Source organism: Chromobacterium haemolyticum (genome assembly GCF_002081825.1).
Classification (GTDB): Bacteria; Pseudomonadota; Gammaproteobacteria; order Burkholderiales; family Chromobacteriaceae; genus Chromobacterium; species Chromobacterium fluminis.
On record NZ_MUKU01000012.1, the window covers coordinates 88,504 to 110,639 of the forward strand.

General features: G+C 62.2%; 20 protein-coding genes. 6 read left to right on the forward strand and 14 right to left on the reverse strand.

Translation table 11 applies throughout. The annotated features are described in order from the left end of the window. The first annotated feature begins 1 nt into the window (after position 1). Both mnmH and mnmC read left to right on the forward strand, forming a co-directional pair. Positions 2-1,039 (forward strand): tRNA 2-selenouridine(34) synthase MnmH, encoded by a 1,038-nt coding sequence (gene mnmH, locus B0T39_RS11450; protein WP_081546687.1) that lies wholly within the window; start codon positions 2-4, stop codon positions 1,037-1,039. Positions 1,040-1,264: 225 nt separating this feature from the next. Beyond that, positions 1,265-3,250 carry a bifunctional tRNA (5-methylaminomethyl-2-thiouridine)(34)-methyltransferase MnmD/FAD-dependent 5-carboxymethylaminomethyl-2-thiouridine(34) oxidoreductase MnmC gene (gene mnmC / locus B0T39_RS11455; RefSeq protein WP_081546689.1) on the forward strand — a complete coding sequence of 662 codons (1,986 nt, stop codon included), beginning with the start codon at positions 1,265-1,267 and terminating at the stop codon, positions 3,248-3,250. Between the two features lie 72 nt (positions 3,251-3,322). Here the strand turns inward: mnmC and B0T39_RS11460 are convergent, their stop codons facing one another. Beyond that, complete coding sequence (locus tag B0T39_RS11460) at positions 3,323-3,751, reverse strand: acyl-CoA thioesterase (RefSeq protein ID WP_081546797.1); 429 nt, start codon at positions 3,749-3,751, stop codon at positions 3,323-3,325. 1,053 nt (positions 3,752-4,804) lie between these two features. Here B0T39_RS11460 and B0T39_RS11465 point away from each other — a divergent pair. Beyond that, positions 4,805-5,533: a peptidylprolyl isomerase gene (locus B0T39_RS11465; RefSeq protein WP_081546691.1), complete on the forward strand. Its 729-nt coding sequence runs from the start codon at positions 4,805-4,807 to the stop codon at positions 5,531-5,533. A gap of 60 nt (positions 5,534-5,593) precedes the next feature. On the opposite strand, the gene B0T39_RS11470 is transcribed toward B0T39_RS11465, so the two are convergent. Then, positions 5,594-6,844 carry a chitinase gene (locus B0T39_RS11470; RefSeq protein ID WP_081546693.1) on the reverse strand — a complete coding sequence of 417 codons (1,251 nt, stop codon included), beginning with the start codon at positions 6,842-6,844 and terminating at the stop codon, positions 5,594-5,596. Between the two features lie 232 nt (positions 6,845-7,076). Here B0T39_RS11470 and B0T39_RS11475 point away from each other — a divergent pair, with 232 nt between their 5' ends. After that, positions 7,077-7,661: a LysE family translocator gene (locus B0T39_RS11475; RefSeq protein WP_081546695.1), complete on the forward strand. Its 585-nt coding sequence runs from the start codon at positions 7,077-7,079 to the stop codon at positions 7,659-7,661. On the opposite strand, the gene B0T39_RS11480 is transcribed toward B0T39_RS11475, so the two are convergent. From B0T39_RS11480 to B0T39_RS11500, 5 genes are all read right to left on the reverse strand, one after another. Further along, complete coding sequence (locus B0T39_RS11480) at positions 7,635-8,510, reverse strand: AraC family transcriptional regulator (RefSeq protein WP_081546697.1); 876 nt, start codon at positions 8,508-8,510, stop codon at positions 7,635-7,637. The genes B0T39_RS11475 and B0T39_RS11480 overlap by 27 nt on opposite strands. Before the next feature lie 4 nt (positions 8,511-8,514). Beyond that, the gene (locus B0T39_RS11485) at positions 8,515-9,279 is read right to left on the reverse strand and encodes a YdcF family protein (RefSeq protein ID WP_081546799.1); all 765 of its coding nucleotides are present in this window, start codon (positions 9,277-9,279) and stop codon (positions 8,515-8,517) included. 54 nt (positions 9,280-9,333) lie between these two features. Continuing rightward, positions 9,334-10,416 (reverse strand): substrate-binding domain-containing protein, encoded by a 1,083-nt coding sequence (locus B0T39_RS11490; protein WP_081546699.1) that lies wholly within the window; start codon positions 10,414-10,416, stop codon positions 9,334-9,336. A gap of 25 nt (positions 10,417-10,441) precedes the next feature. Next, positions 10,442-11,296, reverse strand: coding sequence for a hypothetical protein (locus B0T39_RS11495; RefSeq protein WP_141111194.1), 855 nt, complete (start codon positions 11,294-11,296; stop codon positions 10,442-10,444). Between the two features lie 208 nt (positions 11,297-11,504). After that, the gene (locus B0T39_RS11500) at positions 11,505-12,536 is read right to left on the reverse strand and encodes a flagellin N-terminal helical domain-containing protein (RefSeq protein ID WP_081546703.1); all 1,032 of its coding nucleotides are present in this window, start codon (positions 12,534-12,536) and stop codon (positions 11,505-11,507) included. A 273-nt stretch (positions 12,537-12,809) separates the two neighbouring features. On the opposite strand from B0T39_RS11500, the gene B0T39_RS11505 reads away from it, so the two are divergent. Continuing rightward, on the forward strand, positions 12,810-13,559 hold the full coding sequence (locus tag B0T39_RS11505; protein ID WP_081546705.1) for an MgtC/SapB family protein: 750 nt from the start codon (positions 12,810-12,812) through the stop codon (positions 13,557-13,559). 105 nt (positions 13,560-13,664) lie between these two features. Next, positions 13,665-14,690, forward strand: coding sequence for a hypothetical protein (locus B0T39_RS11510; RefSeq protein WP_141111195.1), 1,026 nt, complete (start codon positions 13,665-13,667; stop codon positions 14,688-14,690). Between the two features lie 63 nt (positions 14,691-14,753). On the opposite strand, the gene flgL is transcribed toward B0T39_RS11510, so the two are convergent. The 7 genes from flgL to B0T39_RS11545 all read right to left on the reverse strand — a co-directional run bounded on the left by flgL (position 14,754) and on the right by B0T39_RS11545 (position 22,122). After that, positions 14,754-15,677 carry a flagellar hook-associated protein FlgL gene (flgL, locus tag B0T39_RS11515; RefSeq protein WP_081546709.1) on the reverse strand — a complete coding sequence of 308 codons (924 nt, stop codon included), beginning with the start codon at positions 15,675-15,677 and terminating at the stop codon, positions 14,754-14,756. A gap of 10 nt (positions 15,678-15,687) precedes the next feature. After that, positions 15,688-17,469, reverse strand: coding sequence for a flagellar hook-associated protein FlgK (gene flgK, locus B0T39_RS11520; protein ID WP_081546711.1), 1,782 nt, complete (start codon positions 17,467-17,469; stop codon positions 15,688-15,690). 81 nt (positions 17,470-17,550) lie between these two features. Next, positions 17,551-18,537, reverse strand: coding sequence for a flagellar assembly peptidoglycan hydrolase FlgJ (flgJ, locus tag B0T39_RS11525; RefSeq protein ID WP_254894539.1), 987 nt, complete (start codon positions 18,535-18,537; stop codon positions 17,551-17,553). Between the two features lie 89 nt (positions 18,538-18,626). Beyond that, the gene (locus tag B0T39_RS11530; protein WP_439823240.1) at positions 18,627-19,703 is read right to left on the reverse strand and encodes a flagellar basal body P-ring protein FlgI; all 1,077 of its coding nucleotides are present in this window, start codon (positions 19,701-19,703) and stop codon (positions 18,627-18,629) included. A gap of 80 nt (positions 19,704-19,783) precedes the next feature. Next, positions 19,784-20,479 carry a flagellar basal body L-ring protein FlgH gene (locus B0T39_RS11535; RefSeq protein WP_254894540.1) on the reverse strand — a complete coding sequence of 232 codons (696 nt, stop codon included), beginning with the start codon at positions 20,477-20,479 and terminating at the stop codon, positions 19,784-19,786. A 44-nt stretch (positions 20,480-20,523) separates the two neighbouring features. Beyond that, the gene (gene flgG, locus B0T39_RS11540; RefSeq protein WP_043593001.1) at positions 20,524-21,306 is read right to left on the reverse strand and encodes a flagellar basal-body rod protein FlgG; all 783 of its coding nucleotides are present in this window, start codon (positions 21,304-21,306) and stop codon (positions 20,524-20,526) included. Between the two features lie 72 nt (positions 21,307-21,378). After that, positions 21,379-22,122, reverse strand: coding sequence for a flagellar basal body rod protein FlgF (locus B0T39_RS11545; protein WP_081546717.1), 744 nt, complete (start codon positions 22,120-22,122; stop codon positions 21,379-21,381). Positions 22,123-22,136: the final 14 nt, after the last annotated feature.

Genomic DNA, 22,136 nt, shown 5'->3' on the forward strand with positions numbered 1-22,136 from the left:
TATGCTTTTCAAGGTCGCGAACGTATCACAGCTTGAGCAGTTTGACGAGATCATCGACGTCCGCTCTCCGGCAGAATTTGCCGAGGATCATATTCCCGGCGCCATTAACTGCCCGGTTCTGGACAACGATGAGCGGATTCGCGTCGGCACGCTGTACAAACAGGTTTCTCCATTCGAAGCGCGCAAAGTCGGCGCGGCGCTGGCCGCCAAGAATATCGCCCGACACATCGAAGAACGCTTCGCTGATCGCCCCAAATCCTGGCGCCCGCTGATCTGCTGCTGGCGCGGCGGCCAACGCTCCGGCTCCATGGCGCTGATCTTCGCACAGATAGGCTGGCCAGCGCATCAGTTGGAGGGCGGCTACAAAGCCTACCGTCGCCAAGCGCTGCAATGGCTGGATGAGCTGCCGGGCCAGCTCAAGCTGCGCGTGATCTGCGGCCCCACCGGCTCCGGCAAAAGCCGCTTGCTGCATGCCTTGGCGCGCGCAGGCCACCAAGTGTTGGATCTGGAGCAGTTGGCCAATCACCGCGGCTCGGTGCTCGGCCGCCTGCCGGACTTGCCGCAACCGCCGCAAAAGTGGTTCGACACCTTGCTGCTGCAACAGATTCGCGGCCTGGACCCCATGCGACCGGTCTTCATCGAGTCGGAAAGCAAGAAAGTGGGCTTCGTCACCCTGCCCGATGCGCTGTATCGTCAGATGCACCAAGGCGACTGCCTGCTGATCGACGTGCCCTTGGCCGAACGCGTGCGCTTCCTGCTGGAAGATTACGCCTTCTACCTGCAAGACCCCGAGGCCTTGATCCGCCAGTTGGGGTTCTTGAAGGGCTTGCACTCAGGAGAGCAATTGGACGCCTGGAACCAGATGATCCGAGCCGACCGCTTTGATGCGCTGGTAGCCGATTTGCTGGCCAAGCACTATGATCCGCTCTACTACCGTTCGCTGGGAAAGCATTACCCGCAACTGGCCGAAGCCGTGCCTCTACGGCTGGACAGCCTGGCACCGGAAGGGCTGGATCTGGCCGCCTCGCGCATCATCTGAGAACATGTTTACGATCTAGCGAGACAAGGCGAAAACGACGGAGAAAGCGGAATGTACACGTGCATCTTGGGCTTGTTTTTAACGCCGCATCGCTGAAGCGCAACTGATCGTAAACCGGTTCAACGTCCGCCTCGCCGAGCGGCGCTGATCGCGACGCGAAACTGCGGTATCATCAGAACATCCTAATTCATCCGCGGCGCCGCGCCGCGCCCCGACTCCGCGCGCATGACCCCACACGCTCAACTTGACTGGCACGACGGTCAACCGGTTTCCCTCGCATTCGGCGATGTCTACTTCTCCCGCGCCTCCGGCCTGGACGAAACCCGCCATGTTTTCCTGCGGCACAACCGCTTGGTCGAACGCTTCGCCGAACTGCCCGCCGGCGGCCACTTCACCATTGCGGAAACCGGCTTCGGCACCGGCCTGAATTTCTTGTGCGCGTGGGAGTGTTTCCTGCAATACGCGCCGGCCGATACGCGCCTGCACTTCATCAGCGCGGAGAAGTTTCCGCTGACCCCGCGCGACCTGACCCAAGCGCTGGCGCTCTGGCCTCAGCTAGCCGGCCTGACCCAACAATTGCTGGCCCAATACCAGGCGCTGCCCCCTGGCTGGCACCGCCTGCTGTTGAGTCAGGGACGCGTCACGCTGACCTTGCTGATCGGCGATGTTCTGGAAGTGCTGCCGGAGGTGGACGCTCGCGTCGACGCCTGGTTCCTCGACGGCTTCGCCCCGTCCAAGAACCCGGACATGTGGCAACCGGAGTTGTTCCAGACCATGGCGCGGCTCTCCGCGCCCGGCGCCACCTTCGCCACGTTCACCAGCGCGGGTTTCGTGCGCCGCGGCTTGAGCGAAGCCGGCTTCGCCGTCAGCAAAACCGCCGGTTTCGGCCATAAGCGGGAAATGAGCCACGGCCATTTGCAAACCCTGCCCGCCGGAGAGTGGTCGCCGCCGTGGTTCGCGCGCCCGGCGCGGCGCCATGGCGAACGCAGCGCCATCGTCATCGGCGGCGGCATCGCCGGCGCCGCCAGCGCCTACAGCCTGGCTTGCCGCGGCTGGCAGGTCACCGTGGTAGAACGCCTGCCCGAACTGGCCCGCGGCGCTTCCGGCAACCCGCAAGGCGTGCTGTACACCAAGCTGTCTTCGCACTTCACCCCGCTGACCCGCCTGATCCTGTCCGGCTACGCTTACAGCCTCCGCACGCTGAAAACCCAATTGCCGGAAGACGACGCGAACTGGCGCGGGTGCGGCGTATTGCAATTGGCCTACGATGCGGCCGAGGCTGAGCGCCAGCAAGGCTTGGCCTCGGCCGGTTTCGGCGCCGATTTCCTGCGCCCGGTCGACGCCAGCGAGGCCAGCGAGCTGGCCGGCGTCGAACTGCAGCACGGCGGCCTGTTCTTTCCGGAAGGCGGCTGGGTCAACCCGCCCGCTCTGGTGCGCAAACTGGTGGAACATCCCAATATCCAAGTTCGCACTAGCCGCACCATCGTGGAGCTGGACTACAACCCGCTGGATAAAAGCTGGGTCGCCATCGGCGATGAAGGATCCGTGGCCATCGGCTCCGTGGTCATTCTGGCCGGGGCGGCGGAAACCGGCTCCTTCGACGCCACCCAGCACCTGCCCTTGAAAAAGATTCGCGGCCAAGTCACCGTGGCGCGCGCCACCGAACACAGCGAGGCGCTGCGCACCGTGCTGTGCGGCGAAGGCTATATCTCCCCGGCCCGTTTCGGCGAACACTGCCTGGGCGCCACCTTCAAATTCAACACCGAAGATCTCGGCGTCAATCTGTTCGAGCATCAGGAAAATCTGCAAATGCTGGCGGGGCTGGCGCCCAGCCTCTACCAGGCCTTGGGCGGAGAAGGTTTGCTGGACAAAGCCCTGGCCGGGCGCGCCGCGCTGCGCTGCACCAGCCCGGACTACCTGCCCATCGTCGGCCCGGTCGCCCACGCGCAAAGCCTGATCGACGCCTATTTGCCGCTGAGCAAGGACGCTTCCTTGAAACTAAGCGCCGCCGCTCCCTGGATAGACGGTCTCTACGTCAACACGGCCCATGGTTCGCGCGGCATGATCACCGCGCCGCTGTCCGGCGAAATCCTCGCCGCCCTGCTGGAGGACGAGCCGGCCCCGGTGGCCCGCAGCCTGATGCAAGCCACCCACCCCAGCCGCTTCCTGATGCGCGACCTGATGCGCAACAAAGTCCCCCAGCGGAGCTAACGCGGGCCGAGGGCCAACGCAAAAAGCCCCCAACGCGCCAAGCGCCGGGGGCCAAGAACAGCGGCGGGAGTTTCAGGCGGCGGATTTGGCCGCCGTCTCCACCGCCTCGCGGATATCGTCGGGAATGGATACCGACTTGCCCGCCTGATAATCCACCCACACCAGCGTTACCTCGCCGCTGGCGTACACCACGCCGGGGTCGTCGCGCCGATAAAAATGGTGACGCAGCTTCAAGCTGCTGCGTCCCAGCTTTTCCAATTCGATGGTAATGTCGAGCGTGGCCGGATAAGTGATCTCCTTGCGAAACACGCAGGAAGTGCCCGCCAGCACCGGCCCGCAGCCGGAAGGATCGATGCCGTGCCCCAAGCTCTCCAGCCAATCCAGGCGGATCTGCTCCAGATAACGGAAATAATAGGTATTGTTCAAATGCCCGACGGCATCCATATCTCCCCAACGCATCACGATGCTGCGGGTGTCGATTACCGGATAATGCTTGTCCACGCTCTTCCCCTTGAAAGGCGGGCCGGCGCGGCGTCCATCAAGCACCACTCACGGCCGGCGCGCCATGATGGTTTGCACTGCGTGCATGATAACGGCCAATCCCTTCCGGGTCACATAGCGTCACATAAAACACAACAAATCCAAATATCCGCCTTCGAAACAAAACGGCATACTGGTCTCCGTCAGCAGCCAGGGCTCGCAAGAGTCCTGATCTGGCATGATCAGCGCGCGGGTTCTGTTGGAAATTACCTACCCCTTCTGGCCAGCGCGTTGGTCTCCTGAGCGAAGGTGCAAATTGGGGCCCCATCTGGGGCTCTTTTTTTATGCTCCGCGGCCCCGCTCCAAAACAAAAGCGCGAATTCATTGCGCAAATGTTAAGCCCGCCCCGATTTCATCACAGCCCGTCACACAAGCCCCCAATAATCACTCTATTTGGCCAGTGCCGGCAGGCGCATACTGCCTCCATCGAATTCGCTCTCCCCCGAGGGCGGTTTGATACGATCGAAGCGCTGTTCGCTGTGGATACACGCCCTCCGGCAGCTGCGTCGATCACCTGAGCGAAGGTGCAATTCAGAGCCCCCTTACCGGGGCTCTTTTTTTACCTTCCATCCAAAGCGGAGCGAACCGCTGCCGCCCGCATGCTTTCGTGATAGACTCGCCTGACGCGAAGCAAAAAAAAGAGGCCGCACAAAGGCGGCCCAAACGGGGATCTCAATTCACAAAGTGTCCAAGTACAAACTTGGCGCGTCAAAACTAAAGCACAGACGGACGACGTCTACATAACGCAAACTCAATCGAAGGCCCTACAAGCGGCTTGAAACAATAAGTAAAAACCCGCTTGCCGAATCCTCATGCCAGCCTTGAAGCGGCATGACTCGTATACTATCGGCTACGCCGCCGGGCAAATATAAGATTATTCTTAAAATTTTCGTGTTTTATTCCAAAGCCCTGAAGGCGGCCGGCAGCCTTTCTTGACAAGCGCGGCGAACGCTTTTCTAATCGCAAATTTCCCGCCTTTGTGCGCCCCCTCATTTACCATCACAGGAAACCTCCATGACCATTCGAGTCAACGGCATCGAAATCACCGAAGATATGGTGCAAGCGGAACAAGCCCACTACGCTGACGCGCCGAACCCGCACGATGCCGCCGTTCAGGAACTGATCCTGCGCGAGCTGCTGCTGCAGAAAGCCAAGTCCATCGGCATCGACACCGCCGACCAAGGCACCGCCATCGGCGCCTTGCTGGAACAAGAGCTGCAGGTTGACGCCGTAGACGAAGCGGCATGCCTGGCGTTTTACAATCAATACCCAGAGCGTTTCAGCAGCGGCGAATCCGCCGTGGCCAGCCACATCCTGTTCGCGCTGGGCGAAGGCCTGGCCGGCAGCCTGGCCAAGGCCAAGGCGGAAGGCGTACTGGAGGAAATCAAAGCCAACCCGGCCCGCTTCTCCGACCTGGCCCGTGAACACTCCACCTGCCCGTCCGGCCAACAAGGCGGCAGCCTGGGTCAGTTCGGCCGCGGCCAGATGGTGCCGGAATTCGAACAGGCGGTATTCAGCACCGACGCCGGCCAGATCGCGCCGGACCTGGTGCAGACCCAGTTCGGCTACCATATCATCCAGGTGCAGGAACGCCACGAAGGCGGCAAAGTGAGTTTTGAGGAAATCAAGGACCGCTTGCAGCAATATCTGAACGACATGGCCGGCAACAAGGCGATGCAGGCCTATCTGGGCCAATTGGTGGCCGCCGCCCAAATCGAAGGCTATGCGATGCCGGCGCTGTAAGCCACGGCTCGAACCCGTACAAAACCGAGGCGCAGTCGCGCCTCGGTTTTTTTGCGCGCATCAGTTGCGACCGCGCAGCGACGCCCCCACCGGCCTCGAGAATGGGAAGCCGTCCTTGCGGTCCCAATTGATCGACCAGCTCATCACTCCGCGGAACGTCGGGTAGGCCTGATTCGGCTTGACTACGCCGCAGTTCTTCAACACCATTAGACAATCCAGTGATTTGATGACGGTATCCGCGCTGACAAAACCAGAGTTGGCGGAACTACGCCCGGAAGGCACGCCAAAGGCCACCTTATCCGGCCGCAAGCCCTTGAAACTGCCCGAAGCACCGTAAGCCAATGGAAAACCTTCAATCAACATCTTGCTGCCGCCCACCAGCATATCCACGCTGCCCTCCGCCAAGGCGGCGTTGGAATACGGCGTGTTCAGCCCGCCGTTGTTGTAGTACTGGACATGAATCACGCTCAAATCGTCGCGCAAGGCGTCGATGATAGGCAGATAAGCGCCCCAGACGCTGCCGTAGGCAACGTAGCCGCCCTGAACATAGGGATGCTCCGGCGCCATCGACAGGTAAAAGCCCGCCCCCACCTTGGTTTTCAACTGTTTCACCGCGCCAATCAGGTTGCTGATGATGGGCGCGCCCTGCGACACACCACTTTCCAGATCCAGATCGATGCCGTCGAAGCCGAATTTGACGATGATGGCGTAGAGGCTATTGACGAAATTCTGCGCCTGCACCGAAGTGTTCAGCGTGACCGAGCCATTCTGCCCGCCCAGCGACAGCACCACCTTCTTGCCTTTGGCCTGCTTGGCGCGAACATCCTGGATGAACTGCGTCTCGGAACCGGCCTTGGGATCCAGCGTGAAGCTGAGATTGCCGTTGCCGGCATCGTCGGCGAAGGCGACGACGATCACATCCCAATCGTCGCTAACCTGGCTGAGCGGATAGGTATCGCCGCTGGGATTGGTGAAATTATGCCAATACCCGACCAGCGCATGCTTGGCGAACGGCGCGGACGGGCCCGGAGATGGCGATGGCCCTGGGGACGGCGTCGGCTCCGGCGCCGCGCCGCAGCTTCCTCCAGCCTGCCACAGCGTGGGCGTGGCCGGCGGATTCCAATTGGTGCCCACATAAGCGGTATGCGTCGCGCGCGCGGTGAAATTGGCCGCCGCATAAGCCGCCACATCGCCCGCCTGGTAAGTTGAGCCCTCTCTCCAATCCGGACACGCGGCGGCCAAGACCGGCCCAGCGCCCAACATCATTGCGCATACCGGCGCCAACAGCATGGCTTTCCCCTTCGAGTACATGCGGCATCCTCCTTTGCGATACGACAGCACGCGCTGCCGGCGGATGCCGGATTGGACGCAAGCTGGTATTTGATTGGTATTACATCAAACACGTAATGTCAAAGGCATTTTTTGATCAATGCGACAGCCGGGGCAATTTTCTACAATACGTCCCTCCCCGGCCCGGCTACTTTGTCCGCAACAGCCAAAGGCGGATATCCGGCCGCCGCGCTACCCACCGTCAGGAGACATCATGAATCAGACTCTCGCCATGACCGGCTTCGCGCTGGCCGCCTCCATCACGCCGGGCCCGGTCAACCTCGTCGCGCTCAGCTGCGGCGCTCGCTACGGCGCGCGCGCGGGCATGCGCCATGTTGGCGGTGCCACCGCCGGCTTCACCCTGCTTCTATTACTGACCGGACTGGGTCTGGAGCAGACCTTGCGACAATGGCCGGCGCTAACCCAGACGCTGCAGTGGGCCGGCGTGACCTTCTTGCTCTATATGGCGTATCAATTGGCTCGCAGCGACGGCACGCTGGATATGGACAAGAACGGCGCTCGGCCAAGCTGGTGGCGCGGCGCGGCGATTCAATGGTTGAACCCCAAGGCCTGGATCGCGGCGCTGGCGGGCTGCGCGGCGTTCACCTCCGGCCAAGACGCGACGGCGTTATGGCGCTTCGCCGCGCTCTACTTTCTGATTTGCTACGTCTCAGTCGGCTGCTGGGTGGTGGCCGGGGCCTGGCTAGGGCAAAAGCTGGAGTCGCCCAGGCGGCTGCGCCTCTTCAATCAGACAATGGCTTTATTACTGGGGCTAAGCGCGTTGGGCTTGCTGAACTGAGCCGGCGCGGTACTGCCCCGGCGTGGCGGCGACATACTGTTTGAAGATTTTATGCAGATGGGCCTGGTCGGAAAAACCGGCGGCCTGCGCCACTTGCGCCAAGGGCAGCCCGCCGCGCACCAGCCGCCGCGCCAGCTGCACCCGCTGATTCAGCAAAAAGTCGTGAGGCGTGACCCCGTAACGCCGTTTGAACGCGCGAATCAGATAGGAGGCCGACAAGTCCGCCGCCGCGCAGATGTCCTCCAGGCGCAAAGTCTGGTCGCAATGCGCCGCGATATACTCCGCCGCGCGCGCCAAACGCTGGCTCGACTCCGCCGCCGGTTCGACGGCCAAGCCCAAGACTCTGTGCGCGCCGCCGAAAAAAGCCGTAGCCGCCGCGTCCTTCTCCAGAAGCTCCCGCCCCTCCGCGCACAGCAAGTCGAACAAAGCGTTGAAGCCGGCGAACAAACGCGGGTCCCGGCTCGCCGCGTCGCCAAAGGGACGAAAGCCGCCACTCTGATCCAGACCAAGCGTTTGCTGCAAGCCGCCGAGCCAGGCGACGTCCACATACAGCATGCGATAGGACCAGGCCTGCCCCGCCACGGGATTGCAGGCATGAATATCGCCCGGATTCATCAACACCAGGGAGCCTCGCTCGCTGCGGCGCACTTTGCCGTTGAAGTAGTCGCAGGCGCCCGCGGTGATGACGCCGATGGAAAACGTCTCGTGCGCGTGTCTGGCGTAACAGACGCGGCGTCCATCGGCCACAGAGCGAGCCTCGAACTGCGGCAAAGCCGCATCGCGCCAGAAGCGTTGATCGACCCTATGCCTCCCGGTCGCGGGTAGGGACGCGGCGAATGGCTCCGACATCGGCCTACTCCCCTTTCATCCAGTAAAACAACATGCCCAGCCATTCCCGCAGCGCGGCGTGACATTCCTGCATCGCCCGCCCGCTGGGCAGCAACCAGGCCACGCCGCCTCCATCGTAACGGATGAAGGCGGTTGGCGCGGCTGTCACGTCCAGAGCCTGACGCTGGAAAAACGGCAAGGCCCGGCGCAAATGCCAGCTCTGGCTGACCAACGCAATCCGCTTGACCCCGGCCGCGTGCAACAGGCCGGCGGAATATCGGGCGTTTTCCAACGTGGTGTTGGAACGCGCCTCCACCCAACGCGGGACAATACCGTATTCCTCGCGCAGGACCCTAGCCATCACCTCAGCCTCCGCTTCTCCGCCCATCGGCGCGCCGCCTGTCAGCAGGATCGGCTTGCCGCTTTGACGCGCCAACCGCGCGGCGTAACGCAGCCGCGCCAACGAATCCGCGCCGGGCTCCATCCCGCCGTATTCTGGCGCCGGCTTCTTGCCGCCGGACAACACCACAATAGCTTCCACCCGGCTCAGTTGCTCGGTGCTAATCACCGGATAACGTTCCAGGCTCCGGTTCAGCCACATCGCCGTCATCGGCGTGCTCAGGACGTACAAGCCCGCCATGCCTAACATCAGCAGGCAGGCCCCCAAGCGTCGCCAACGGCGACGCAGCCACAGTCCTAGCGACATCAGCAGCAACATGTTCAGCGGCGGCAATAACAAGGAGCCCAAGACCAAGTGGACCAATACTTGCGCGGAAATTGAGGAAACCATGGGAAATGACAATGCGTTGATTTGGCGCCAGTTAAACATGCGACGCCCGGCAAATCAATGCAGCGGAAACCAGATGGCCGCATAGGCGCGGCGGTAGCCGTTGTCCGGGTCGTAACCGATACTCAGATAACTATCGCGTATCGTCTGCTTGACCAGCAAATGAGGCTGGGTGACGTAAAGGCTGGGCAGCTGACCGGCAAAGGCCCGGTTTAGCTCGTCGGCCATCTGCCAACCATGCAGGTGCAAGGGTTCGGCGATGGTCGCTTCCTGCATCAAGCCCGCTCGAATCCGCCTCATCGCGCTCAGCGAGCCGTCTCCCAATGAGATATTCACGACGGAGGCGTTCAGCTTCCCCAGCGGGTGGCCGATGGAATCGTAATACAAGTCGTTGATGCCTATGCTGTGGGTCCAGGCCTTGCCGTGGCGCTGATACAACTCGGTCACCTTATCCGGCAGCTCCTGCTGGACCTGGGCCAGCGAAATGTCCTCCACCGCCAAAACCTTGCAGCGCTGGCAAGCTTGCAGTTGCCGCACCGCCTGCCTGGTTTTGGCGGTGGCGATGGCAAAACGGCTATCGGTGAACAACACCACGCCGATCGGACCGCGGCTGCTGGCCACGATGTAGTCGGCGGCGGCTTGCGCCGCGGCCAACGGGCTGGTGGTGATATTGGTGAACAACAAGCCGGGCAAGGGTCCGGGTTTGTCGCCGGCATGCCAGCCAAGCACAGTCACGCCCTGCGCATGCAGACGTTGAATCTGCGGCAGAAACTCCTGAGCGTCGAAGCCCCCCAAGGCCACGGCGGCCGGCCGTTCCCGCTGCGCTCTCTCCAGAAACTGGAGCAGCGAACTCCGCTGCCCCTGACCGTCCAGCAGCGTCAAGCGCCAGCCCAACAAACGTCCGGCCTCGGCCAAACCCCGGTAGACCCCAACCACGCCGCCGTTGCGCAGATCCGAGGCCAAAAACCAGACGCTGCGGCCAGGCTGTGCCGCCGGACCGCTGACGGGGCCGTCCCACTCGACCCACTCCCGCGCCGGGTTGTCCCGCGCTTGCGGAGCGTCAGCACCTATGACCGCGGAGCCGGCGATGGCGGACTCCACGCTCAGCAGACACAGGAGCAGTATAAGAAGGCGCAACATGGACCCACTATAGACCACGGCCGGATCAAAGCGCCGCGCCGCCCCCCGCCAGCAATTGGCCGGCCACTTCCGCCGCCACGGCGAACAACAGCGGCGACAGACGCTGCGCCTGCAAACCCGTCGCACCATGCCGGCTGATCGCCAGTCCGTTCCATGGCATGCGCTCGCCGATCAGGCAAGCTGCCAGCTTGCCGCCGCCTCTCTCGGCCGCGGCCTCAATCTCCGGCAGACGCCGACGCAAAGCGCGGCACACGTCGGCCTCCGCCACAAAAGCCAAAGCCACCCCGGCCGCCACCCGCCGGATGCGCAGGCAGAATGCGCCGATTCCCGGCGCCGTCAGCCACAGCAGCAGGTCCAAGTCGTCCAGCTCCGGCTCGGACTCGCGCTCCAGCGCATCCTCGACGCTCAATGCCAGCGTCGGACCGCCCCAGAGCCAAAACGGCAAGGTCAGCGGCAAGGGCGGCTCGCCAGTGGCCTGTCTGACGCCGGCCAGAGCCAGTTCCGGCAGCTGTTGCAACAAAGCGCCCGGCAGATGATTGCCACCCGCCTGCTGAAACTGAGTCGCGGCCTGAGTCAGCCGTCCCAACAAAGCCTGTCGCCAGGATTGAGCCAGTTCAGCCGCAGTCGGCAGCGGTTTCGCCAGCTTCGGCATCGCAGCCTGCTCCAGTTGCCAGGCTCGCGCCGGCGCTTCGTCGCCGCCGTCCTTGTCCGGCTTTTCCAGCACCAGCGACAGCTGGAGTCGCGGCTGCGTGGCTAGCACCAGCACTTTCAACACTGTGCCGGGCGTCAACTCCGTCGCGCCTTGCGGCCAAGCCGGCAGGTTCAGCAGAATGCCTTCGCCGCTCAATAGCGGGCGACCGTCCGCGCCCGGGCTCAACACGGCCTGCCACTCCCGGCCCGGCGCAAGCTCCGCGCCCGGCTGCGCGCCGTTCGAAATCGGCGCGCTCGGCGTGACCGGGGTCGCCGCCGTGATCGCTCGGATTGAAATAGCCGTGCTCCTTCAAAAAAACCACTCGCATGACGCAAAAAAAGCCAGCCGCATACGCAGCTGGCTTTGGATACGCGCCGGATCGACGCTGAATCGTAAATTACTGCAGCAGGGACATGGCCAGGCTGCTCATGCTGCCGCTTTGCTTCAGCATGGAAGTGCCGGCTTGCATCAGCATTTGCTTGGAAGTCATGCTGGCGCTTTCGTTGGCGTAGTCGGTATCCATGATACGACCCTTGGCGGCCAGGGTGTTGTTGTTGACGTTGGCCAGGTTGTTGTTCACGTGGTCCAGACGGTTGGCGTTGGCGCCCAGGGAGGAGCGAACCGAACCTACCGAATCCAGAGCGGCCTGGATGGTGTTGATGGTGTCGGTCTTGCCGATTTCGTCGCCATTGGTGGCCTTATCTACCGCGGCCTGGCCGTCTTGCTGTGCCTTCAGCGCGGTTTCGTAAGCGGTTTTCTTGGTTGCATCGGTCGGAGCGGCGTCGTAAGCGGCTTTGGCGGTGTCGGTCGCGGTCACCAGGGCCGGCATCGCATCGGTAGCGGTCTTGACAGCGGCGGCGTAGGCGGTGCCGGCGGCGTCATCCTTGAAGAAGGTCTTGGAAACGCTGCCCAGCGCATTGTTCAGCGCGGTCATGCCGTCCTTCATGTTCACCGTCATGGATTCGTCGGCCGACGCGCCGATCTGGAACTTCATCTCATCGGTCAGCTTGCCGCCTTGCAGCAGTTTCTCGCCGCCGAAGGAGGTGTTCTTCATGATGTTGGTCAGTTCCTTGCCCAGTTCGGCGAATTCGGACTGCATCGCGCTCTTGTCGGCCTTGGTGGAGGTGGCGTTGGCGCCTTCGGTGGACAGGTCCTTCATGCGCTGCAGGATGTTGGACACTTCGTTCAGCGCGCCTTCGGCGGTTTGCAGCATGGAGATGCCGTTCTGCGCGTTCTTCATCGCCACTTGCATGCCGCGGCTTTGCGCGTCCAGACGGGTGGCGATCTGCAGGCCGGCGGCGTCGTCCATTGCGGAGTTGATGCGGAAGCCGGTGCCCAGACGGGTCATCGAGGTGGACAGCGCGGTTTGGGTGCCGGTCAGGTTGGACTTGGTGTTCAGTGCGGCGATATTGGTGTGCAGGCTCAGCATAGCTTTTGCTCCAGAAGTCAGGTTGGTTGGTCCGGCATCGCTGCCGTCACCATCACAAGGCGGCGGCGGAGAGGCAAACTTAAGCTCAATTGAAATGTGAAAAATCACATCGACCATGCTTCGCTCCGCATCGACGACAATTCACGCCATCATCAATCGGACCGCTCCAGCCCCCGCGGCTTGGCCACGCGGCGCCTTAAAGCCAGTAGCCACCGCCCCCGCAACTTGCTATCGTCGATTCATTCTCTGCGTTAACGCATCGCCGGAGCCCCCATGGCACTATCCTTTTCCGAGCTGATCGCTCAGTACTGGTCTACCCCCAAGTGGGAAATCAATCTGCTCATCACGCTAAACCTGTTCGGCGGCCTGCTGCTGGGTTGCCTGATGGGTTACGAGCGCTGGTTCAACGGCCGCGCCGCCGGCATGCGCACCTATGGCCTGGTATCCATGGCCTCCGCCGCGGCCATCAGCATCGTCGGTTATTCCGGCTACTGGTACGGCGGCCTCTATCCCGACATGACCCATGGCGACATGACCCGGGTGGCCCAAGGCGTCCTGACCGGCGTCGGCTTCCTGGGCGCCGGCATGATCATGAAGGAAGGGCTGAGCATCAGCGGCCTCACCTCCGCCGCCTCGATCTGGATGTCCTCTGTGATCGGCATCCTGGTCGGCGTCGGTTTCTACGCCGCCGCCATCGCCATTACTTTGCTGTGCGTGCTGTGCATGCTCTCCATCAATCAGATGGAGAACCGCTTGCCGCGCCGCTTCAGCCTGTTCATCGTCATCCGCTTCAAGCCGGAATACCAATGGACGGTGCAGACGCTCAGCGCCGGTCTGCTTCGCTTCGGCGTGCGTCTGCACGAGGACAGCATCGCGCTGAACGCCGGCCCGGACGCCACCGAATGGAGCTTTCTGGTCTCCGCGCAAAACCGGCGCGACCTGATCAATGTCGTGGACCTGTCGCGCGAAATCATGCAGATCGACCATATCGAAACCCTCAGCATCCAGCCCGCGCGCAATTAAGGCCTATCGCCCGGCCGGCCCGCCGGCTAGGTGTTTCCACGCCATCAAGTTTCCCTCCGGATTGACGATATCAGTTCACCTACACTTCCTGTTCCGGAGTCTGCAATGCGAGTCGCGTCCATGGCGCTGTCGATGAGCAGCCAATACAGCTTCAGCCAAAGTCTCAGCGTTCAACAACAAAGCCGCACCTGGGCGCAGCTGCCCCCGTCCTCCCCTCCGGCCAAACCCTCCTCCGACGTCAGCCTAAGCTCCGACGGCGTCAACGCCAGCGCCAAGGACAAGGCCTTCGCCGATGGCATGACGCCGATGCTGGGGCTGATCAAGGACATTCTGGAAAAGGTGCTGGGCGTCAAGTTCAAGGTTGTTGACGGCACTTTGCAAAGAGACGACGGCCAAGATGAACCATCCGCCGACTCGCGCCCCGCGCGATCCGGCCAGTCCTCTGTCCCGCAGTCGCAGCAAGCGCGCGCCGGCGGCGAACTCAAACAAACCGTTGACTATCAGGAAAGCGAAAGCCTGGCGTTTTCGGCCAAGGGTTCGATCAAGACCCAAGACGGACGCGAGTTCAATTTCGCGCTGGACGTGCAAATGAGCCGCAGCTTCGAATACCACAGCAGCAGCACGATACAGTTTGGCAACGGCAAGGCCACCGACCCGCTGATGCTCAGTCTGGGCAACGACGCCGGCAGCTTCAGCGGCGCCAGCGTCAGCTTCGACCTGCAAAGCAACGGCAAGCAAACCCAGCTGCCCTTCATCAACAACGGCGGCTGGCTGGCCCTGGACCGCAACGGCGACGGCAAGATCAATGATGGCAAGGAATTGTTCGGCACCCAATCAGGCAACGGCTTCGCCGATCTGGCCAAGCTGGACGGCAACGGCGACGGCGTGCTGGACGACGGCGACGCCGCGTTCGCGCAATTGAAGCTCTGGTCCGGCCGCGACGGCGACAAGGACCAGTTGATGGGCTTGAAGGAATTGGGCATCGGCGCCATCCTGCTGCCCAGCGTGGACAGTCCGTTCAGCATCAAGAACGCCGACAATCAATCCCAAGCCGACATCCGCCGTTCCGGCGTCTATCTGACCGAAGACGGCCGCGCCGGCCGCGTCAGCCAGGTAGACGTCTACGGCTGAACCCGGCCCGCGCCAACGACAAAGGCCGCTTGCGCGGCCTTTGTCGTATCCGGCGGACGCCGGTCAGGAGATATAGTTGAACAGCGAGAGCTGAGTCACCTTGTTATAGGTCAGCTGGCTGTATTTCAACGAGGTCTGCGCCAAGGTGAAATCAGAGATCGCCTGCGGCATGTCCAGATCCTGCAAATCGCCAATGCTGCTGGCGTACTGCAATTTCAGGCTGCCCCCTACATTCTGCATATTGTCGTTCTGCTGGCCGCGAGCGCCGATGGACGCCAACGCTAGCGACATCTGCTGCTGAGCCGAGTCGATGGCGTTGATCGCGCTGTTCAACTGGGTTCCGAAGTTGGCTGGCTTTGGATTCTGGCCCAACAGGGTGTTCAGCTGAATCAGGCCATCGAAGGCCGCGGTGGCGCTGCCGCCCGGCGTGCCGAACACCGTGCTGCCCGGATCGGAAATCGTCATCTGCTGCGAGGCGCTGATCTGTACACTGCGCTGGCCGGTATCGCCCAGATACGAAGCCGGCGGCACCGCCGACAGGCTGACTGCGAAAGGCAGCGTATCGGTCTTGTTGCCGCTGAACAGATAATTGCCGCGGCCGTCCGTGGAGTTGGCGTAGGTCGTCAACTCGGTAATGCCCTCCTGCAACTGCTTCTGAATCGCCTGCAGCTCGGTTGGGCTCAAGGCGCCGCTGCCGGCGGAAATCGCCAGGCTCTTCATGCTGGCCATCAGGTCCGACGAACTTTTAATCGCGGTCTCGGACAGCGACAGCCAAGAGCTCACTGCCTGGGTATTGCTGATGTACTGGCTGTTCTGGCCCTGCGACTGACTGATCAGCAGAATGCGCGCCGCGGCCACCGGATCGTCGGCCGGCGTCACCACCCGCTGCTGATTGTCGATCTGCATCGTGAGCTTGTAAATGCTGGCCTGCAAGCTCTGCATATTGTTCAGGCCGGACTGATAAATGTTGTTGGAGCTGATACGCATCGGTCTCTCCTTAGCCCATCAGGTTCAGAATGCTGGAGAAGGTGGTTTGCGCCACCTGTATCACCTTGCTGCACGCCTGATAGGACTGTTGATACTTGATCAGATTGGCCGCCTCCTGATCCAGGCTCACCCCGGTGACGTTGGACAGGCTTTCCGTGGTCTGCTTCAACGTATTCAGCATGGCCGCGGACTGCAATTGCGCGGTATTGGTCTGATTGCCCACCGAAGCCACCAGCGTCGAATAATAGGAACCATAGGACTGATTGCCCACCAGCTTAAGGTTCTGCTGCGCCAGCAACTCGCGCAAATTGGTGTTGTCGCCCGGCGGCGGCTTGGTGCCGGCCGGGGCCGGCCCCACGGTAAAAGTCTGGCCGTTGATCGGCGCGCCGGACAGCTGAAAGCTGACACCCACGTCCACCGGCGGCACCGCCGTTGTCTGCAACTTGAAGCTGTTGCTGGCACCACCGCCCACCGGAACCACATTGTAAGGTCCGCCGCCGTTGGGGCCGGTGATGGTGGCGGTCATCGTCGCCGGACTGCCGGCGGCGGTAACGGTCATCCCGGTCATGCCGATGGACGGATGGGTACCGGTGCCGGGAAAAACCGGCGGGACGCTATTGATGCTGCCCGCGTAACCGCCCGGCAGCGTGGCCCACACGCCGCTCATGGTGACGCCGTTGCCGCCGGCACCGCCAGTGGACACCATATTGGACGCGGTGGCCAACTTATTGGGGTCGCCCATCAGTACTTGCAGATTGCTGGCCGCATTCTGCGGATTGGAGGCGTAGCCGCTCAGATCGTTGAAAATGGGTTGGCCGGCTCCGCCGGTATTGTCCACGCCCAGTTGATTCTGATAATTGATTGAAGCGGAAAAATTGATCGCCATCGTGCCCAACTGCTGCCGAGCCTGCAGCAGGGGACCATCGCGAAAGTTCAGCAAACCACCCAGCTGGCCGCCGGAAACCAGATTGTTCGGAATCGCCGTCACCGTGCCGTTGGGATTGTTGAACACCAATTGCAAGGTGGTGGGATCGCTGGGCAGCGGCTGGGTGGCCAGGGTGTTGGTCTGACCGCCGGTCACCAGGGTCTGGCCGTTGCCGATATACACCGAGTAAGTGCCATCCGCCTGCGGCACCGCCTTGGCGCTGACCAACTTGTTCAGCTCCAGCATAGCCTGATCGCGCTGGTCCATCAGCGTATTGGGCTGCGCGCTCAGCTGATTGCCGCCGGTCAATGCGGCGATTTCGGTATTGAGGCTGGCGATCTGCGTGGCCAGCGCGTTGATGCTGTCCACCGTGGTCTTGATCTGGCCGTTGGCGCCGGACTGCAGCTGTTGTAGCTGTCCGTCGATGGTGGCGAACTTGGTGCTCAAGGCCTGAGCCATGTTCAACACGGTCTGCCGGCTGGGAATGGCGTCCGGCTGCTGCGACAGCGTCTGCATCGCGCCGAAGAAATCCTGCAAGGCGGGGAGGATGGACACGTCGGTCGACGCCATCAGATTGTTGATCTGATTCAGTTGCTTGACCTGGGTGCTGTAATAGCTGCTGTTGGTCTGCGCGGTTTGCACCTGACCGGACAAGAATTTGTCATAGGTGCGCAGCACATTGGTAACGTCCACGCCCTGCCCCAGGAAGCCGAAACCCTCATATTGCGGCGTGCGGCCGGCCTGAGTGATGTATTGAACGTTGTACCCCGGCGTGGAGACGTTGGCGATGTTGTTGCCGGTTACCGACAAAGCCGTTTGAGCCGCATTCAGTCCGCTCACGCCGATCGAGAAAATATTGGAGCCCATGATTTACCTCTGTTTGCTTTATCGGCCCGACGCGCCGAAACTTGACCCTGAAGCGCAAGTTCCGCCGCCGCTGCCTTGTCCTCAACTGCGCGTGGTTTGCTGCGCCAATGTCGCCGCCACGTCCACCAGCTTGCGCGCGTAGCGCGGATCGGTGGCGTAGCCGCCGGATTGCAGCGCATGCGCGAAACCATACATGTTCTGCCCTTGGTTCAACGCGCTCTTGTAGCGCGGCGAATCCTTCAACAGACGGGCATAATCGCTGAAAGCCTCGGCGTAAGAACCGTAGGCGCGGAATTTTTCCACCCGCTTCTGTGCGATCCCACCCTCGTATTCGGTGGTCATCACGCTAACCGTGCGCCCTTGCCAATCCCCGCTGGCCTTGATGCCGAACAGATTATGGCTGTTGCTGCCGTCCGGGTGGCGGATCGCCCGCTTGCCCCAGCCGCTTTCCAGCGCCGCATGCGCGACCACCGCTTCAGGCGCCACGCCCAGTTGGGCCGCGGCCGTGCGGGCATGCGGCAACATCTCGGCGGCGAAGTCACGGCTACCGCCCTTGCCGGCCGCTTCGGTCTTGGCCTGAGCCGCCGGGGTAGCCAAGGTCAGCGCCGCGCCGGCGGTCTGCTGCGCCTCCTGGTAGGCCAGCAAGGCCTTGGAGCCACCGGTCGGACGCGCGGCCAGTTGCGGGCCCGGAGCGGCGTAAACCGTGTGCGCGCTCTTGTCGTCCGGATCGAAATTCGACTGTTTGGCGATCTGGCGATACAGCATATCGCCCAAACCCAAACCGCCGTTGGAACTCAAGGCCTGAGTCAGTTGCTGATCGTACAGGCCCTGGTAGGTGTTCAAATCGTTGGATTCGCCTTCCGGGTCGAACTTGGTCTCGCGCATATTCTTGAGCAAGGTGTTCATCAATAAGGCCTCGAACTGCGACGCCACTTGCCGCGCCGCGCCCTTTGGGTCTTTGATCGCCTGTGCCCGCAGCTCATTCAGCTGGCTCGGATCCACAGCCAACTGCCGGTTTAGCAAATCGTTGGCGCTCATGGCACCGGTATTGATGGACTGAATCGTCATTTCTCGCTCCTGGAATTCATCTAAAAGCAAGATTCGGGCCAGAAAAAAAGACGGCTGCTTGGCCGTCTTTTTTTCTGGCCTCGCAAGGCTCAGATGATCTGCAAGTCTGCTTTCAGCGCGCCGGCGGACTTCATCGCCTGCAAAATGGAAATCAGGTCCTGAGCATTCGCGCCCAGCGCGTTCAGCGCCGCCACCACTCGCGACAGATTGGCTCCATTGGGCAGGCTAATCAGCTTGCTGCCCGGGGTGTTGATGCTGATGTCCGCCTGGTTGGTCACCGTAGTCTTGCCGCCCGACAACGGATTGGGCTGACTCACTTGCGGCGTGTTGCTGACGGTTACGGTCAGGTTGCCGTGCGATACCGCGCACGGCGCCAGGGTCACCGCCTGATTCATCACGATGGAGCCGGTGCGGGCGTTGATGATGACGGTGGGGGAAACATCTGCCGGGTCGACGGCAATATTTTCCATCTTGGACAGAAACTGCACGCGCTGGTCCGGATCGAACGGCGCGCGCACTTCGATCAGCCTGCCGTCTACCGCGCGCGCGGTGCCCTGGCCGAACGATTTGTTGATCGCCTGCACCACGCGGTTGGCGGTGGTGAAATCGGACTCGCGCAGTTCCAGATTGACGAATTCGCCGGACCCCAGCGCGGTAGGCACTTCGCGCTCCACCGTGGCGCCCGCGGGAATGCGGCCCACGCTAAGCTGATTGATCTGGGCGGAGCTGCCGCCCGCCGAGGCGCCGGCGCCGCCGACGACCACATTGCCCTGCGCCATCGCGTAGATCTGACCATCCGCGCCTTTTAGCGGCGACAGCAGCAAGGTGCCGCCGCGCAGGCTTTTGGCATCGCCGATCGACGAAGCCGTCACGTCTATCGCCTGCCCCTGCCGCGCAAACGGCGGCAAAGTCGCAGTCAGCGTGACTGCGGCGATGTTCTTGGGATCGAGCTTGGTGCCGGGAGGCACTTGTACGCCCAACTGGTTCAACATATTGGACATCGCCTGACCGGTGAACGGCGAAGAGGTGACTTTGTCACCGCTACCATCCAGGCCCACCACCAGGCCGTAGCCTATCAGTTGGTTGGGACGCACCCCACCGACATTGGTCAGATCCTTCAAACGCTGCGCCGCCATGGCCGGGAACAGCGCCAGCGCCAACAACATCCCTAACATCAATCGCTTCATTTTCCGCCCGCTTTCAGCCCATCGCGCCCGCTAAGCGACCGCGGCGGGCCGGTAATCCGTTAAATCGGCAATATGCTCATGAAAAACTTGGCCAGCCAGCCCGGCTCATTGTACAGCCGGTGCGTGCCCTTGGTCTGCTGCTCGATGCGGGCATCCGCCACCTTGAGCGAAGACACGCTGCGATCCGCGCTGATATCGCGCGGATTGACCACGCCGGACAGCCGGATCGACTCGGTATCGCTGTTCACACGCACGACTTTTTCGCCACTGATCGACAAATTACCGTTGGGCAACACCTCCAACACCGTGACAGTGATGGAGCTGACAAAGGAGGTGGCCACCTTGTTGTCGCCCTTGCCGGTATTGTTGGCCGAACCCGAGCCGCCAAAATTGGCCCCGGCCAAACCACCGGCGGCGCCGCTGGGTAGGAAGGGAATCTTGATGCCGGCGTTGATGCTGCTGTTCAGGCCCGAGGTGCGGGTATTGGTTGTCTGCTCCGACGCCGACGTCGACGAGTTTTCCTGGATGTTCACCGTCAAGGTGTCGCCGACATAGGCCGGCATCCGGTCCTGAAACAAAGGCCGGTAACTGGCCACCTGGAAAATCGAGCCATTGGTGGGCATGCTGACCGGCTGCGGCTGCGGCCGCGCGCTGGTCGGCTGCTGCACCAGCGGCGGCTCCTGGGTCACGCAAGCGCTTAATAGTGCGGCCAGCATCGCCGCCATCGCCATCGCCTTCATCAAACACCTCGTCAATTCAAATCTCGATCGACCGCCTTCTGCCGGCGGCCCGCTCCGGCTTACAGCTGGCTCAGTTTCTGCAGCATCTGATCCGCAGTGGTGATCGCCCGCGAGTTCATTTCAAACGCGCGCTGCGCGGTGATCATATTGACCAGTTCCTCGGTGACGTTGACGTTGGACGCTTCCACGAAACCGGAACGCACCGCGCCGCGGGTATCGGTCTGCGGGTCCCCGTCCTGCGGATCGCCGGAGGATGCGGACTGCAAATACAGGTTGTTGCCCACGCTTTCCAGGCCCTGCGGGTTGATGAAGGTGGTGAGCTGGATGGTGCCCGCGGTTTGCGCCGCCGGGTTATTGGGTAAAAAGTACTGCACCACCCCGGCGGTGGACACCGTAATCTGGTTGGCGGTACCGGGGATGTTGATATTGGGATTCAGCGGATAGCCGTCAGGGTTCACCACGTCGCCATTGGAGTTGCGCTTGAACTCGCCGTTGCGGGTATACGCGGTGGTGCCGTCCGGCAGCTGGATGCGGAAGAAGCCCTCGCCGGCGATCGCCATGTCCAGCGGCTGCCCGGTCTGAGTCATATTCCCCTGGGAGTGGATGCGGGCGGTGGCCACCGCCGCCGAACCGGTTCCCACCTGCAGACCGGTGGGCGTGGTGTTGCCGTTGGCCAACTGCGCGCCGGGCTGACGCAAGGTCTGGTAATACAAGTCCTCGAAAATGCCGCGGCTGCGCTTGAAACCCACGGTGTTGACGTTAGCCAGGTTATTGGACACCACGTCCAGTTGAAACTGGCTGGAATCCATGCCGGTCTTGGCGATGTACAGTGCGCGCATCATGGCTTGTTTACCTCGTCTCCAGAACCGCACAGCCTCTACCGGGCCGCCGCGGCGAAATCTTAATCTTATGGTTTAACCGTTGGTGGACAACAGCTGAGCCGCCTGCTGATCGCCTTGCTGCGCGGTCTGCATCAGACGGACGTTGAGGTCGTACTGGCGGGCGTGGGAGATCATCTGCACCAGGCTTTCCACCGAATTGACATTGCTGGCCTCCAACATTTCCGGCACCAGCTTGACGTTGGCGTCGGCGGCCGCGTTGCCGCCACCGTTGACGCGGAACAGGCCGTCCTCGCCCTTGTACACATCCTTGGGGCCCGGATTGACCATCTTGATCTGTCCGACCAACTGCGGCGTGCGCACTACGCCGGATAGCGGAATCGCCACTACCGAACCGTCTTCCCCCAATTGAATGCGGGAACCTGTGGGCACAACGATGGGACCGCCGTCGCCCATGATGGGCAGGCCAGAACGGGTGCGCATCATGCCGGTGGCGTCGAGCACATAGCCGCCATCGCGAGTATAAGCTTCGGCGCCGTCCGGTGCCTGCACCGCGAAGAAGCCCTTGGAGCCGATGGCGAAATCGCTGACGTTGCCGGTATGCATCAGGCTGCCCTGGCTCAGGTCGTGGCCCACGGTGTTGTCCACCACATAGGTCCGCGTCGGCGCGCCCTCGCCCACCACTGGCAAGGCGCGAAACGCCACCACGTCGGCCTTGAAGCCGTTGGTGTGCACATTGGCCAGATTGTTGGCGGTGGTGGCTTGCTGCCACATCACGTGCTTGGCGCCGTTCATCGCCAGGTAAAGCATTCTATCCATCGCGCGCGCTCAGT